This is a genomic window from Syntrophobacter fumaroxidans MPOB (assembly GCF_000014965.1).
GTDB lineage: Bacteria > Desulfobacterota > Syntrophobacteria > Syntrophobacterales > Syntrophobacteraceae > Syntrophobacter > Syntrophobacter fumaroxidans.
In genome coordinates this window covers 2040746-2055093 of the sequence record NC_008554.1, presented here as the reverse complement: position 1 = coordinate 2055093, position 14348 = coordinate 2040746, and the positions used below count along the sequence as shown (strand labels likewise).

The 14348-nt window shown below is 58.0% G+C and carries 13 protein-coding genes; 11 read left to right on the top strand and 2 right to left on the bottom strand.

Translation table 11 applies throughout. From position 1 onward, the window contains the following. Positions 1-88 precede the first annotated feature (88 nt). Both lipB and SFUM_RS08655 read left to right on the top strand, forming a co-directional pair. Positions 89-775 carry a lipoyl(octanoyl) transferase LipB gene (gene lipB, locus SFUM_RS08660; protein WP_011698532.1) on the top strand — a complete coding sequence of 229 codons (687 nt, stop codon included), beginning with the start codon at positions 89-91 and terminating at the stop codon, positions 773-775. A 93-nt stretch (positions 776-868) separates the two neighbouring features. Next, positions 869-1849 carry a hypothetical protein gene (locus SFUM_RS08655; RefSeq protein ID WP_011698531.1) on the top strand — a complete coding sequence of 327 codons (981 nt, stop codon included), beginning with the start codon at positions 869-871 and terminating at the stop codon, positions 1847-1849. Positions 1850-2053: 204 nt separating this feature from the next. On the opposite strand, the gene SFUM_RS08650 is transcribed toward SFUM_RS08655, so the two are convergent. Further along, complete coding sequence (locus SFUM_RS08650) at positions 2054-2662, bottom strand: GAF domain-containing protein (protein WP_041440189.1); 609 nt, start codon at positions 2660-2662, stop codon at positions 2054-2056. 1037 nt (positions 2663-3699) lie between these two features. Here SFUM_RS08650 and SFUM_RS08640 point away from each other — a divergent pair. From SFUM_RS08640 to SFUM_RS08610, 7 genes are all read left to right on the top strand, one after another. After that, positions 3700-4986 (top strand): bifunctional folylpolyglutamate synthase/dihydrofolate synthase, encoded by a 1287-nt coding sequence (locus SFUM_RS08640; RefSeq protein ID WP_041440186.1) that lies wholly within the window; start codon positions 3700-3702, stop codon positions 4984-4986. A gap of 86 nt (positions 4987-5072) precedes the next feature. After that, on the top strand, positions 5073-7343 hold the full coding sequence (locus SFUM_RS08635) for an LPS-assembly protein LptD (protein WP_011698527.1): 2271 nt from the start codon (positions 5073-5075) through the stop codon (positions 7341-7343). Between the two features lie 143 nt (positions 7344-7486). Continuing rightward, on the top strand, positions 7487-7915 hold the full coding sequence (rplM, locus tag SFUM_RS08630) for a 50S ribosomal protein L13 (protein ID WP_011698526.1): 429 nt from the start codon (positions 7487-7489) through the stop codon (positions 7913-7915). A gap of 29 nt (positions 7916-7944) precedes the next feature. Further along, entirely contained in the window at positions 7945-8337 is a 393-nt protein-coding gene (rpsI, locus tag SFUM_RS08625; RefSeq protein ID WP_011698525.1) for a 30S ribosomal protein S9, read from the top strand. A 187-nt stretch (positions 8338-8524) separates the two neighbouring features. Next, a complete protein-coding gene (gene argC / locus SFUM_RS08620; RefSeq protein ID WP_011698524.1) occupies positions 8525-9559 on the top strand; it encodes an N-acetyl-gamma-glutamyl-phosphate reductase in 1035 nt (344 codons plus the stop codon). Between the two features lie 105 nt (positions 9560-9664). Further along, the gene (gene truA / locus SFUM_RS08615) at positions 9665-10450 is read left to right on the top strand and encodes a tRNA pseudouridine(38-40) synthase TruA (protein ID WP_011698523.1); all 786 of its coding nucleotides are present in this window, start codon (positions 9665-9667) and stop codon (positions 10448-10450) included. Positions 10451-10464: 14 nt separating this feature from the next. Next, entirely contained in the window at positions 10465-11661 is a 1197-nt protein-coding gene (locus tag SFUM_RS08610) for a pyridoxal phosphate-dependent aminotransferase (RefSeq protein ID WP_011698522.1), read from the top strand. A 413-nt stretch (positions 11662-12074) separates the two neighbouring features. Here SFUM_RS08610 and SFUM_RS08605 read toward each other — a convergent pair whose 3' ends face one another. Continuing rightward, positions 12075-12731 (bottom strand): response regulator, encoded by a 657-nt coding sequence (locus tag SFUM_RS08605; protein ID WP_011698521.1) that lies wholly within the window; start codon positions 12729-12731, stop codon positions 12075-12077. A gap of 369 nt (positions 12732-13100) precedes the next feature. On the opposite strand from SFUM_RS08605, the gene SFUM_RS08600 reads away from it, so the two are divergent. Then, positions 13101-13505, top strand: a complete 405-nt coding sequence (locus SFUM_RS08600; protein WP_011698520.1) for a response regulator transcription factor — start codon at positions 13101-13103, stop codon at positions 13503-13505. Positions 13506-13789: 284 nt separating this feature from the next. After that, the gene (locus SFUM_RS08595) at positions 13790-14074 is read left to right on the top strand and encodes a helix-turn-helix domain-containing protein (protein WP_011698519.1); all 285 of its coding nucleotides are present in this window, start codon (positions 13790-13792) and stop codon (positions 14072-14074) included. The last annotated feature ends 274 nt before the right edge of the window (positions 14075-14348 follow it).

Sequence of the window (14348 nt, the reverse complement as noted above, 5' to 3'; positions counted from 1 at the left end):
GCCCGAAACCCGCCGGGAATCCTGCCCGCAACATCCGCCGATTCGGTCGAAGGCGGGAATCCGACGGTGTCTTTTCCTCGAGGGTCAAATGCTTCGGAAGGCGTTTCTCCTCAATCTCGGCATGCTTGATTACAACCGCTCCCGGGACCTCCAGAAGCGGCTTCACGCGAGAAGGGTCATCGATGTGGTGCCCGATACGGTACTCCTCGTGGAGCATCCTCACACCATTACCCTGGGACGGCGCGGAAACAGGCTTTGCCTGAAAGCGTCGCCGGAGGATCTGGAAAGAATGGGAATCCCCGTCGTCCAGGTCGAAAGGGGCGGGGACGTCACCTATCACGGTCCCGGCCAGGCAGTGGTGTACCCCATCCTTCATCTGCGTGAAAGCGGTCTGAGCCTTGCGGATTACGTGTCGGCGCTCGAAAGTCTTGTCATCGGCGTACTCGGCGACTTCGGGATCAAGGGGAGACGCAACGGCAAGAACCGGGGCGTGTGGGTCGGAGGCGACAAGATCGCTTCCGTCGGAATAGCGGTCAGCAGGTGGGTTTCCTATCATGGTATCGCACTGAACTGCACCACGAATCTCGAATACTTCGGGTTGATCGACGCCTGCGGATTGAAAGGGGTCGAAATGACCTCCATATCCAGGCTCCTGGGAAAGGATGTGTCCGGGTCCGAAGTGCACCGAAGCATCGCTTTTCACCTCCGCAGGCTGTTCGAAAGAGACTGGCAGGAAAGAACACTGCCGGAAATCGAGGCGCTTCTGAACGACTGAGCCGGGGGGCGACCGCCCGGGATTTTCAATTCTCCTGCTGAAACGATACACTGGATAAAAGAAGAAATCTCACCGCGATCGGGAAGGAAGATCATGAAACCGCGACTGCTGATATGCATGGGTGGTTTAAGTATTATATGCTGGCTCGGGTCGTGCCTGGCCATCGTTCACGTCGTGGAGGCCGCGGAGGCTAGGCCCGCCCGGACTCAGGGCACAATGGACGCCTCGGTCATTCGTGTCGACAAGTACGGGGTCTACGTACCCAACATCGTGTTTTATTTCGACCCGGAAACGAGCAAGCAAAGGAGCGATGCGCTTGCCGCCGCCGCTCAAAAGCTCATAGGCAGGAAAGCGAGCATCACCTACTCCGCCACCGCCGATTTGACCAGGGACAAGCATCCTCTGTTGGTGGACATCGTTCCCTCGAAAAACGAACCCTCGGCACACCCTCCCCGGGCGGATCGGGGGGACGAGACATCGAAGTACGGGGATGAAACCGACGAGCGGAGACAATTCACCCCGGAGCCGCCCGTGAGCGGGGAGCCGAAGGGTGCTGTCGCAACCGGCCGCCGGCTTCCGCCGGATGAGGTGGAGGAATCGCCTTCCGCACCCTCCGGGGTGCCGCCCGGGGCCGCTTCCCGAGCGGAACCGCCCGTTCCTCCCGTTGTCGACCGCGCAACCTCCATTCGCAGAGAGGAAATCGTCGAATTCGTCGAGGGCTGCATGGATGCCGTCGCGGAAAAGGACATCAGTGCGGTGCTGTCCTGTTACGCGGACAAGGTCGACTACTATTCCAAAGGGACGGTGAGCAGGGAGTTCGTCCGGAAGGACAAGGAGCACTACTTCCGAAGGTGGGATACGATCGAGTCGTCCATCGACGGGAACGTGGTGCTGATCGTCACCGACCAGCAGGATGTGAAAATTGCCAAGTTCATCACCTCTTTCAGCGTCCGCAATGACGAAAAATCGGTTTCGGGAAAAGCGGAAAACATCTGGGCCATCCAGAGGATCAATGACGAGTTGAAAATTGTGGACGAAAAGCAACGGATACTCAGAAGCGAAACCTGGCAGTGAGCGTTGCGGGACAGGTCCGGCCCCGCTTTCCGCCTTGAGTTTCCATGCGAGACCCGAGTGCTTGCGCGACGGGGGAAGCCGGCCTGGAAACGCTTTCAGCCGGGGAGGATCCGTTTCAAGTGAGGGATCGGGAAGCGGTGTCGCCCCGTGCCTTGCGCGGCCGGGATGAGCGCGACGTTCCTTGCATGTCGGGACGACGGCACTTCAAGGCTTGGGAATATTCTGCAGCTGGGTGCGCAGGAAGTCGATGGTCTTTTCCCGGTTTTCGATTTCCTTCTGCAGCTTGGCGTGGTGTGCGGCTATGGCGATATGGTTTGCCACGGTGATCAGGAGATCGATCTCCTCCTGATCCAGTTCGATATCCCTGTTGGCCGTCAGGTTCATGACGCCGGTTATGTTGTCCATGACGATGAGCGGGATGCAGATCACGACCTTGAAACCCTTGCGTATGAGCAGCGACATCCGGTCTTCTTCCTCGAGCTCGGAGACGTGCTGGGCGATAAACGCCCTGTTACGGACGGCTTTCCCGGTGAAACCTTCATTCCGGTTGATTTTTTCCATGCCCCTGGGATCCGTTCCGATGGCCGCGGCCAGGGCCAGGTAGAGGCCGCTCTCATGCATCAGGTAGATTCTGCCTGCGTCGAGGTCGAAATGAGCCAGGACTTTCCAGATGGCTCCTTCCAGCATTTCCCTGAGGCTGAGGGAGGCTGAAAGAAAGTTGCCGAGCTCATGGATGAGGGCCATCTGCTTTTTGAGGTCTTTCGGCTTGAGATCGGCGGTCATGATGGAGATGATCGTGTTGCTGATCGTCATGATGGGTATCCCTCTGGAGCGGTAGCTAAGGTATCCCGGGGTTTCCGGCTGTGTTCCCGAATCACGCGCGTGCCGGCCGAAAATAGACACGCCCCGGGAAGGTCCCCTCCCGGGTGAATGGCTCCGCGGTTCCACGGCCACCGCCGCTTCCCGCCACGACACTCACCTTTTCTCTCGGTTGTTATATGGAGAAAGAACATCGTCCGGTGCACATCCGAAGAGACGCGATCCCCTCCCCCCCCCGCGGAGAACATGCCGTATCTCCCCCGAGGAAAGCGCATTGGCAGGACTCGTTTCCTCCAGCGCACGGCATGCGGGGATATCTCGACCCGGCGCACAAGCTTGCGACAACGATACTATCTAGCAAAGGCCCCGGGACAATTCAAATCATTTCAACCACCGGCGGGGCGAAAGACGAAAGGGGACCGGATATTCCGGGCTGCAGGGCATTTCCGGTCTCGGCGCAGGGTCCTGCCGTTTCGGATGGAACGCGCGACCGCGGGTCGTTGTGTATCGGCGTGCTCGGAAAACGGGGTTCCAGGTGAACCTGTTTTCATCCGCCGCGCATGACGAGGGTGCCTGAGCAAAGGAGTCGCGTTCAAACCGGCAACATCGGACGGGAGGGTACAAAGCCCTGCGCCCCTAATGCGCGGATCACAGTGGGGCTTGCCCCCGTCTTTCTCCCCGTTCACTGATTCCCTGTTCCGAGGGCTTGAACGCGAATCGGTATCATGGGGTGGGAATAATGATCGTTTCGAACGTGGCGGAAATGTGGTAATAGATGAAAACCTCCGCGGCGACGATTTTCTGCCGCCTTGGGGGGTAATTAATGTTGCCGTTGGAAGAATCTCATCAGCGCGAGTCATCATCCTGGCGAACCCCGGATCGGCGTCCAAGACAGGCGCAAAGGCCGGGGAAAGCGTGATCTCCCGGGTTCCGGCTTTCGCCGAAATGACATCCGAAAGTTCTCATCACGAGGCGGCAAAGGCCTGAAGCAATAATATCGTCCGATGAGGGGTGATCGAGGAATGCTTGAGATGTCGCTTTCCGAGTACCAAGATTCCGTGGACTATTTGTTCGGATTGCAGAAACACGGCATCAAATTCGGGCTCAACTCCACGAACAACCTGTTGATGCGGCTGGGGAATCCTCATCGCAGTCTTCGTTGTATTCATATCGCGGGAACGAACGGCAAGGGCTCGACCGCGGCCATGCTGTCCAGCATGTTGAGGAAACACGGGGTGCGGGTCGGTTTGTACACCTCGCCTCACCTGGTGCGCTTTACCGAGAGGTTTCGTATCGACGAGCGGGAGGTGCGCATCGATCGCATCCTTGCGATATTTGAAAAAGTGAGAAAGCAGATCGACGACCGGGAACCGCCGACGTTTTTCGAGGTGGTTACGGCCATGGCACTGCTGTTGTTTGCGGAAGAGAATGTGGAATGGGCGGTCATCGAGACGGGGATGGGCGGACGGCTGGACGCCACCAATGTGATTCATCCCAGGGTTTCGGTGATCACGAATGTCACTTTCGATCATCAGGAATATCTGGGCTCTACACTGTCCTCGATAGCCAGGGAGAAGGCCGGCATCATCAAGGAAGAGGTGCCGGTGGTAACCGGGGTCACGCAGCCCCTGGTCCACGGTGTCCTGACGGCGACCTGCCAGCGAAAGCGCGCCGTTCTATACCGGCTGGGCAAGGAATTCAAAGCGAGAAGAAGACCCGGCGGGGCAGCCCGATACCAGGGGTTGAAATGGGACTGGCCTTCCCTGGAGATCAGCCTGCCCGGGGTGCATCAGGTGCGCAATGCAGCCCTGGCCATAGCGGTACTCGAGGTGCTCGAGGAGAAGGGGGATTTTTATATCGATTCCGGTGCCGTCGAACTGGGCCTTTCAGCGGTTCGCTGGCCGGCGCGACTCGAGGTCCTCGGCCGGAGACCGCTCATTGTTCTGGATGGCGCCCACAATCCCCAGGGAGCCGAATCCCTGAGGGACGCGCTGAGGAATTGCTTCACCTACCAGAAGCTTCACCTGGTCATGGGCATCATGGAAGACAAGGACATTGCCGGCATCTTTCGACGGTTGCTGCCCCTGGCCGAAACGGCAATATTCACCCAGCCCAGGTATTCGCGAGCGGCGAAGGCGGATCGACTGCGGCAATTGGCCAGGCCGTATGCCGGAAATCACTGTGTGATTCCCGATGTGGCGGAGGCGATACAGCAGGCGGGCCGATTTGCCGGGCCGGACGATTTGATCTGTATCACGGGTTCGCTCTATTTTGCGGGTGAAGTGAAGGAATTGTTCGGCGAGCCCATCGAAAGGTGAGTGACTGAACCGCTGTTCCGGGTTGATGTGAGGCTTCCGGGACGACGAGCACCCAAAAATTCGAGACAACCTGATCAAGAGCAGCTATGAGCCATTCCAGACACCTCGCAATGTGTGCGGTTCTCTTCACCGTGGTTGCCTCGGTTCTCCACATGATCGCGGTTCCCTGCGCTGCCGAGCCAAAGAGCGTCACAACCCTCGGATTCAGCCGCGAAAGCTTTCTGGGAACCGTCCAGGGGACATGGAGAATCGAAGCCGGGAGCATTGCCTACGACCAGTCCAAACAGGTCTACACGGCGGAGGGCGGCGTTCGGATCACATCGCATGAACGTGTCATCCAGGCCGACTGGGCCACCGTGGACATGGAAAAGAGGCAGGCGGAACTGCGCGGACATGTATTTCTCCAGTACGGAAGGAACTGGCTGAAGGGCGAATACGTTCTATGGAACCTGGACATGGAAACGGGGTGGCTGGACGGCGGTCTCATCTATTTTGCCGAGAATCAGTTGTACGCGGAGGGGAAATACATCACCAAGATCGGTCCCCACCAGTTCGAAATGAAGGAAGGCTTTCTGACGAGCTGCGATCCGGCCAATTCGGACTGGAAAATCAAGTACGACGAAATGAACGTCAATTTGAACGGTTTTGCCTGGGCTACCCACACCTCTTTCTGGATCAGGGATTTTCCCGTCTTCTACTCTCCCTATATCGCGCTTCCGGTGGACCAGAGGAGACAGTCCGGGTTCCTGCTGCCCTGGGCCGGTTACTCCAAGCTGGATGGAGCGGATTTTGAGATTCCGTTCTATTGGGCGATGCGGGGGGACATGGACGCGACGCTTTTCGCCCGTTACATGGAGAAGCGCGGCTTCATGGCCGGCGCCGAGTATCGCATCAATCACCGGACATGGGGCGAAGGGGTCTGGGCGGTCAACTATTTGCGGGACCAGGCCGACAAGGACTTCCTGTTCGACCAGGGCTACCCTTTCCAGACCCGGGACCGTTACTGGGTGAGGGCCAGGCACAATTTCGATTTGCCGGGGGAAATCGAGGCGCGTTTGAACCTCGACTACGTGAGCGACCGGAATTTTCTCCAGGAGTTCACGAAAGGATCGGTCTCCTATGACTATTCCAACAAGGTGTTTCGCGACTACTTCGGACGCGGCATACTCGACGACAAAACGTCCTTGACGCGTGAATCCGCTTTGTACCTGGACAAGAGGACGGAGTCGACACTGGTCGGCCTGGACATCCGCTATTGGGAACAGCTTGACGATTCCCGGGACGAATTCACGTTCGAGCGGCTGCCTGCGGTATCGTTCAATGTCATCCCGTCCTGGATCGAGCGGTTGCCGGTCTATTACACGTTCGACAGCTCGCTGGTCAACTACTGGCGCAGGGAAGGCTACAAAGGGGACCGCCTGGACGTGTATCCGCGCGTCCACTACCCGATGCACTACAAGAACTACATTGACATCGAGCCTTCGGTGGGGATGCGCGCCTCCTCGTACTGGGTCGACTGGGGGGGCGACAGCTCTCTCAACCAGTTGCAGGGGAGGTTCCTGACCGATGTGCGGATGGACATGAGCACGCGGCTGAATCGGGTGTATCCGATCAAGATCGGCGACTATGTGGCGCTGGAGCACGCCATACGGCCCGAGGTCGTGTATGAGTACGTCCCGGAGGCCATCCAGGGAGACATCCCGCGGTTCGATCGACTGGACCAGGATCAGGCGAGAAACGCCTTGCGATACGGGTTCACCACGTTCCTCACGGCCAAGGAGGTTCGGCAGGATTCCGAAGGGAATTCGGTCACAAGCTATCGTGAATTCGCGCGGTTGAAGTTGTACCAGCTGTTCAACATCGAAGACCCGCCGCCCGACGAAGCATTTTTCAATTTCGGCGAGGAGCAGGGGTTCACATCCGTGGGAATGCGGATCGACCTCATGCCGAAGCGCTACCTCACGCTGTCCTACGATGCCAATCTTTATTCGGACTCACCCAACGGCTACCACCAGGATTTCCTGCTGACCCTGGACGATGGGAAAGGCCACGCGGTGCGGTTCGACTACCAGTTCCGCGAGGACATGCCCGTCAACGAGCTGACCACGGAAATCGTGTTCAAGACGTTTTCAAACCTGTATTTGAACACGTACCATGATTACTCCTTCGACCAGGGCACGATTTACAAGCAAGGCTACGGGATAAAGTACCTGCGCGGATGCTGGGCCCTCGGCGTGGCCTTTGAGAAGGAAGACAACGACGAGCGGGTGATCGTTTCGCTCAACCTGCTCGGTCTGGGCAACCTGGTGGGCAGTTTCGGCTACAAGACGGGAGAGAGTCCCTCCGGTCTGCCGTGACGACTGGCGGACGGCGCCCGGGTCCCGTCGAAAATTGCGACGCGGTTCGGTCCTGCCTGCAAGAACGCTCTTGACATTGGAAACCCGATCTTTTATACATCACTGCTTCGGGTTTGACTTATTTTAGATGCGGAGAGCCGTCAATGAAGACAATCAGCGCGAAGTTTGAAGCAAGTCAGCGCAAATGGATCCTGGTGGATGCCGAGAACCAGGTGCTGGGAAGACTCGCCAGCCGTATCGCCATGCGGCTGAGAGGAAAGCACCTGCCCGCATTTACCCCCCACGTGGACCTCGGGGACTTTGTGGTGGTGATCAACGCCGACAAGGTGCAGCTGACCGGAAATAAATGGGACCAGAAACTGTACTATCGCCACAGCGGTTACATGGGTGGGGTGAAAGTGCAGAGTGCGCGGAAGCTCAATGCCGGCAATCCGGAGAAGCTGTTGCGATTGGCGGTGTGGGGCATGCTTCCCAAGAACCGGCTCGGCCGGAAGCTCATCAAGAAGCTCAAGGTCTACAAGGGCGCCGAGCATCCGCATGAAGCTCAGCAACCGACGAGGATCGCCTTGTAGCACAATAAGAATAGCAGGAGAGTTCAGCGATGGCGGATCAGCGTTTTTACGCAACGGGGAAACGGAAGACTGCGGTCGCTCGGGTCTGGCTCAAGCCGGGATCGGGCTCCGTGACCATCAACAAGAGAACGATCGAGGAGTATATCGATCGCGAAACCAGCAAAATGGTCATTTACCAGCCCCTGGTTCTAACGGGCACCTTCGGCAAGCTGGACGTAACCGTGAACGTGTTGGGCGGAGGCGGGTCCGGCCAGGCGGGGGCGATCCGTCACGGTATCTCCAAGGCCCTTCTGGAGTTTAATCCGGAGTTTCGAGAGGTACTCAAGAGAGCTGGATTTCTCACGCGGGATTCGAGGGTCAAGGAACGGAAAAAATACGGCCGTCGAAGCGCCCGGGCAAGATTCCAGTATTCCAAGCGGTAGAGAGACTTCCCCGTTGCAGTTCATGGCAGGATCACGGAGACTGTCGGAAACCCCCGGCATCACGCCATCCTGAAGGCTGCTCCAGGCGACGTTGAAACGTTGCGGCCGCCGGTTTGCCGCAAACATATCATAGGGGTGATGCGCGCGATGCGTGTCCCCCTACATTTTATTGTACGAGAGGAAAGCTATGCTGCGGGTTGCCATTGCCGGCGCATCCGGCTACACGGGATTCGAGCTTGTGCGTTTGCTCGATCGACATCCCCATGCCGAACTGAAGATGATCACCTCGCGGGTCCATCGGGGACAGAGGCTCGACAAAGTCTACCCGGCGCTGCGCAAGCATTGTGACCTGGTGTTCGAGGAGCCGGACCCCGAACGGCTGGCGGCCGAGGCCGATCTGGTTTTCACCGCTCTGCCCCACCGGGCGGCCATGGATATGATCCCGGATCTCCTCAAGGGAGGAGCGAAGGTGGTCGATCTGAGCGCCGACTATCGATTTCTTGACGCAGCCGTGTACGAAGCCTGGTATGAGCCGCACAAGACCCCGGAACTGCTGAAGGAAGCGGTGTACGGACTGCCGGAGCTCCACCGGGAGGAGATCCGGAACGCTCGACTGGTCGGCAACCCGGGATGCTATCCCACCAGTGTCATTCTTGCGGCAGCCCCCCTTGTCGCCGGGAAACTGGCGGACCCCCGCACGTTGATCGCGGATTCCAAGTCCGGCGTGTCCGGCGCGGGGCGCGGGGTCTCCCTGACCGTTCATTTCTGTGAAGTCAATGATGGATTCAAAGCCTACAAAGTCGGCGAACACCGGCATACGCCCGAAATCGAGCAGGAACTGAGCCGCCTTGCGGGAGAGAAGCTTGCCGTCACGTTCACGCCTCATCTCGTCCCCATGAGCCGGGGGATTCTGAGTACCGTGTACGCGACCGTGATTCAAGGAGTGACGCCGGAGGACATCAGCGCTGCTTATGAGTCCTTCTACCGGAATGCCCGGTTCGTTCGTTTGTGTCGCGCCGAAATGCCGACGACGTTGCAGGTGAGAGGCAGCAATTATTGCGACATCGGCTGGCGGCTTGATTCGAGGACAGGTCGCGCGGTCCTGATCGCGGTCATCGACAACCTGACCCGCGGTGCTTCGGGTCAGGCGATCTGCAACATGAACATCATGTGCGGATTTCCGGAAGACTGCGGACTGCAGGATGCTCCGTGGCAACCCTGATCGCCTCGATATGCCGCGGATTGCGGGACGTCCGAAGGGGCGCAGAAGCGCACGCCCCCGATGGTCTCCCCCTCAACCCGAAAGCATTCCCGTGATGTCACGACGATGAACCAGTACGATCTCCCGGAAAGAAAAAACTTCAAGCTCATCCTGGAATACGATGGTTCTCACTACCACGGATGGCAAAGACAGCTGGGGGTGCTGACCATCCAGGAGGTGCTCGAATCCCGGTTGGAGGTCATGCTGCAATCGCCCGTCGGTGTTCGTGCATCGGGCCGGACGGACGCGGGTGTCCATGCCTGCGGCCAGGTCGTGAACTTCCACGTCCACACCCGGTTGAGGCCCGAGGAGATTCTGCGCGGCATCAACAGCCTCCTGCCGCCCGACATCGTCGTGCTGCACGCCGAGGTGGCGGCCGAGTCCTTTCATGCGCGCTTTTCCGCCACGGGGAAGACCTACGAGTACCACATATTGAACAGGCCCATACGATCCGCCCTGCAGCGCCGATATGCATGGCACGTTCCCCAGCCGCTGGAACCGCAGCGCATGCGCGAATGTCTCGGAAGCCTGCTGGGGCGGCATGATTTCGCGGCTTTCATGGCATCCGGCTCCAAGGTGAAATCGACGGAGCGGACCATTCGAAGGGCCGACCTGGACTGCCTGGAAAATGGGGAAATGAGGCTCGTATTCGAGGCAAACGGTTTCTTGAGGCACATGGTGCGAAATCTCGTGGGAACGATCGTCGAGGTGGGCAGAGGGGTGCGGGCTCCCGAAGAGTTCCTCGACATCCTGTCGAGCAGGGATCGCAAACGCGCGGGGATGACCGCTCCGGCGCATGGTTTGTTTCTGACGGCCGTGCACTACACTGAAGACCTGACCTGCAACTCTTAGAAAAGGGGAAGGCAATGAAGCTTGCCGAAAGAGTATCAAGAATCAAACCATCGGCCACATTGACCATCAATTCGAAGGCGAAGGCACTGAAACAGAGTGGTGTTCACGTGGTGAACTTCGGTGTCGGCGAACCCGATTTCGATACCCCTTCGCACATTCAGGAAGCAGCCGTGGAAAGCATGCGCAACGGTCAGACGCGCTATACGGCCGTGGGCGGCATCGACGAGCTCAAAGACGCCGTTTGCCGGGATATCGAGAACGGCTACGGCCTTACATACAAACGTGAAAACGTGTTGATTTCCTGCGGTGGGAAGCACGCTTTGTACAACCTGTTTCAGGCCGTCCTGGATCCGGGTGACGAGGTGATCATTCCCTCTCCTTACTGGGTCTCCTATCCTGACATGGTGGAACTGGCAGGGGCGGTTCCGGTGGCGGTCCCGTGCTCCGAGCAAAACGCGTTCAAATTGCAGCCGGAGCAACTCGAGAAGGCCATCACGTCCCGCACCCGGCTCTTTATCATCAACAGTCCGAGCAATCCGACGGGGACCCACTACACCGCTTCGGATCTGAAGGGACTGGCAGAGGTGCTCGCCCGTCACCCCGGTGTGCTCATCGCCAGTGACGACATTTACTGTCGGATCCTGTTCGGAGGCCGTGAGTGGACCAACCTTGCCATGGTGGACGAACGGATGATCGACCGGTGTTTCATCATCAACGGAGTGAGCAAGACCTACTGCATGACGGGGTGGAGAATCGGCTACCTGATCGGAAATGAGGAAGTGATTCGCGCCGCCACAAAGATCCAGGGGCAATCGACCAGCAATCCGACCTCCATCTCCCAATATGCCAGTTTGGCCGCCCTCAACGGCGACCGGCGTCTTGTCGACCAGATGGTGCGAACCTTCGAGGAGCGGTCCCGATATGTGCTTGCGAGGATCGGCGAGCTGCACGGCGTCACGTGTCCGACTCCCGCGGGCGCTTTCTATGTCTTTCCCAATTTCAGCGCTTACTTCGGCAGGAAGGTGGGGGGCGCAAGCATTGCGAATTCGCTCGACCTTGCCGACTACCTTATGGAGAAAGCACACGTCGCCGTGGTGCCCGGAAGCCCCTTCGGAGAGGATCGGTGCATCCGCATCTCCTATGCGCTGTCGATGGACGATCTGAAGGAGGGGTTCGATCGAATCGGCACCGCGCTGGCGGCCCTTCAATAGGAATCATCACGGCACTCCCGCCGTGTCGCAGTGAGTGAAGGTCCGACCGGGGCGGACCGGCGGCGGAAACACGCCGGGCTCGGCCTGCCGACGGAAATGCGGGAATACACGGTGGAAAGGCGGTTGTGCCGGTTTGTGTTCAGGATTCCGGAACGAGGGATCGGCGGAAGGTGACACAGGCGGGGACAAACCCGCTCCCATGAGCTGCGCAATTGCAGGGCAGAGCTTCATGCTCTCACGCCCGGTGTTGCCGTTTTGTACTCACTTGCCCATCGCACCCGCGACAACCCCCGCGAAGCAAGAGCGCAGGTTCCCCCGGGAATCCATTTCCCGCGTGATTCACACGTATCGGGCGACACCCCGAAGCATGCAAACCGATTCATCCTGGAATCCGTTTTCCAGGCAAGCCGGTATTATTTGGTGATGAGGCCTTTTTCCATGGCGAAGGCAGTCAACGAGGAAGCGCTGTGCAGATCGAGCTTTTTCATGAGATTGGCGCGGTGCTTTTCGACGGTCTTGGCGCTGATACACAAGTAGTCCGCGATGTCCTTGTTCTTGTATCCCTCGGCGATCATCTTCAGGATCTCTTTTTCACGTTGAGTGAGCGTGTCCCAGGAAGTGCTGGATTTGATCGTCTTGCGCCCCTCGAGATAACCTTCGATGACCTTTTCGGATATGCTCGGGCTGAGGTAGGATTTTCCGGAAAAAACGCATTCGATGGCAAGCATCAACTCGCTGTGAGTGGCATCCTTGAGCACGTAACCGTCCGCTCCGGCCTTGAGTGTGGCCAGGATATATTCCTCCGACTTGTGGACGGTCAGTACCAGAATTTTGGTCGCCGTGCACTGTTTCTTGATCTCCTGGATCGCTCCCATCCCGTTCATGCGCGGCATGGAAAGATCCATCAGCATGAGATCCGGCTTCAGGCTCTCAGCCAGTCGAACGGCGTCCAGACCGTCCTGTGCCTCCCCCACAACTTCAAAATCGGGATTTGAGGAAAGAAGCATTCGGAGCCCCTCCCTCAGAATGGTGTGGTCTTCAGCGATGACGATTCGTCTCTTGTCTCCCATGGCTTTCTACCCCGTCCTGGCGAATGAATTGGCTGCGCGGCAGCTCGCGCCGACCGGTGACGATCCCTCAGGAACCCCGAACCATCGTAACATACTGCGGATACGCAAATTTGCTTATCATATTGATTTTGTAGCATACAGTAAACGGCACCAAAGGTGTAGTCTTTTTTGACATGGGCCTCCTACGGGACCTCCCGCCCCACCGCGGTAAAATACTGTATTGCGCGGATACAGATACTGTGTCCAACCCATTTACCCCATACAGTCGATTCGGGAAAATGGCCGGGACTACCATCGAACGTTTTTCATGGCCATCAGGAATCTACGACACGGACCTTTCCCGACGTGTCGGCGCACGGAGAAAGCGTCATGTGCCATGCTTTGATCGTCGAAGACAACTCGAATTTCCGCCAGTCGTTGCGGGAGACGCTATTGGCGCGGTTTCCGTTCATGAGTATCGAGGAAGCCGAAGAGGGGGGAGAAGCTCTTCGGAAGCTGAATGCGTTCAGTCCGGAAATCGTCTTCATGGATATACAGCTCCCGGGAATGAACGGGTTGGAGCTCACCCGAAGCATTCGGGCCGGGCATGCCGGTCTGGTCATTATCGTTCTTTCCAGTTATGATCTGCCCGAGTACCGTGAGGCCGCAAGGCAGTGCGGCGCCGATTACTTTTTCAGTAAAGTTTACAACACCAGCCAGGATATCACCGGTCTGGTGGATACGATCCTCTCCGGCAAGCCCGAGACCGCAGACGGCATGAGGATAACGAGTTGAACGAGGCGGTCCGGCCGCACTTTCGAAATCCCGTTCGTTGTTATCCCCCATGCTTCATGGATTTGCATACAGTGTTCGTCCCAACCGAAATACCTTCTAAAACTATTTATTTACAGTGATCACCGTATTTATCTCCAGCACTTTTGTAGAGTAAAAGGGACCCATGAATAGCGATAATATGCCGGTTTAGCTGCCGGTGTTGAAGGTGAGATGGTACCGGGGATTACGGGAGTATTCTCGCGCCGTTTGTGACCGGACGAAAGGGGTCCGGCAAGGAGGGGAAAATGGTTGAGACTTCGAGAATCAAGGACCACCTGTCCGCGGAGCAGATCAGGATGAAAATGCAAATGACCGCGGGCTTCATGAAGATGCAGAAGTGGCTGGTCATTTACAATGCCATCATCGATCCGCGTCCGGTTTCCGAAATCGCCAAACATACCGGTCTCTCCGAGGGCAGCGTGTACAGAATCATCTCCGAGTACAACAGGTCGGGTCCGGAATCGCTGGACAGCACGGGCGCGAACGGTTCGATGTGGTTTGACGTCAAGGTGGATCCGATTTCAATGTGAGACACTTCATCCTTTCCCGGGCCGCGGCCTCCGGCGCTTTCGAAGCGAACACCCACGCCGCGGTTCCGGGCAAGGGGAGATATCCGGACCCGGTCCTGTGCGGACCGACATGGATGAGATCACAGGTCTACTCCTTCCATGTCTTGCGAAGGCGATCCGGCTGCGGGAAAAATCATGGTCCGCGGGGGCCGTCCTCTGTGCGGGAGCACCGAGGGGGCTTATCGTCAGATAACGAGACACGATCGTGCGGCCATGTGTTTGGCAACCATCCCCC

Excerpts from the sequence above, each read along its gene's own strand:
- lipB (WP_011698532.1), top strand. The coding sequence starts at position 89 with ATGCTTCGGAAGGCGTTTCTCCTCAATCTCGGCATGCTTGATTACAAC.
- SFUM_RS08655 (WP_011698531.1), top strand. The coding sequence starts at position 869 with ATGAAACCGCGACTGCTGATATGCATGGGTGGTTTAAGTATTATATGC.
- SFUM_RS08640 (WP_041440186.1), top strand. The coding sequence starts at position 3,700 with ATGTCGCTTTCCGAGTACCAAGATTCCGTGGACTATTTGTTCGGATTG.
- SFUM_RS08635 (WP_011698527.1), top strand. The coding sequence starts at position 5,073 with ATGAGCCATTCCAGACACCTCGCAATGTGTGCGGTTCTCTTCACCGTG.
- SFUM_RS08595 (WP_011698519.1), top strand. The coding sequence starts at position 13,790 with ATGGTTGAGACTTCGAGAATCAAGGACCACCTGTCCGCGGAGCAGATC.
- rpsI (WP_011698525.1), top strand. The coding sequence starts at position 7,945 with ATGGCGGATCAGCGTTTTTACGCAACGGGGAAACGGAAGACTGCGGTC.
- rplM (WP_011698526.1), top strand. The coding sequence starts at position 7,487 with ATGAAGACAATCAGCGCGAAGTTTGAAGCAAGTCAGCGCAAATGGATC.
- argC (WP_011698524.1), top strand. The coding sequence starts at position 8,525 with ATGCTGCGGGTTGCCATTGCCGGCGCATCCGGCTACACGGGATTCGAG.
- SFUM_RS08605 (WP_011698521.1), bottom strand. The coding sequence starts at position 12,731 with ATGGGAGACAAGAGACGAATCGTCATCGCTGAAGACCACACCATTCTG.
- truA (WP_011698523.1), top strand. The coding sequence starts at position 9,665 with ATGAACCAGTACGATCTCCCGGAAAGAAAAAACTTCAAGCTCATCCTG.
- SFUM_RS08650 (WP_041440189.1), bottom strand. The coding sequence starts at position 2,662 with ATGACGATCAGCAACACGATCATCTCCATCATGACCGCCGATCTCAAG.
- SFUM_RS08610 (WP_011698522.1), top strand. The coding sequence starts at position 10,465 with ATGAAGCTTGCCGAAAGAGTATCAAGAATCAAACCATCGGCCACATTG.
- SFUM_RS08600 (WP_011698520.1), top strand. The coding sequence starts at position 13,101 with ATGTGCCATGCTTTGATCGTCGAAGACAACTCGAATTTCCGCCAGTCG.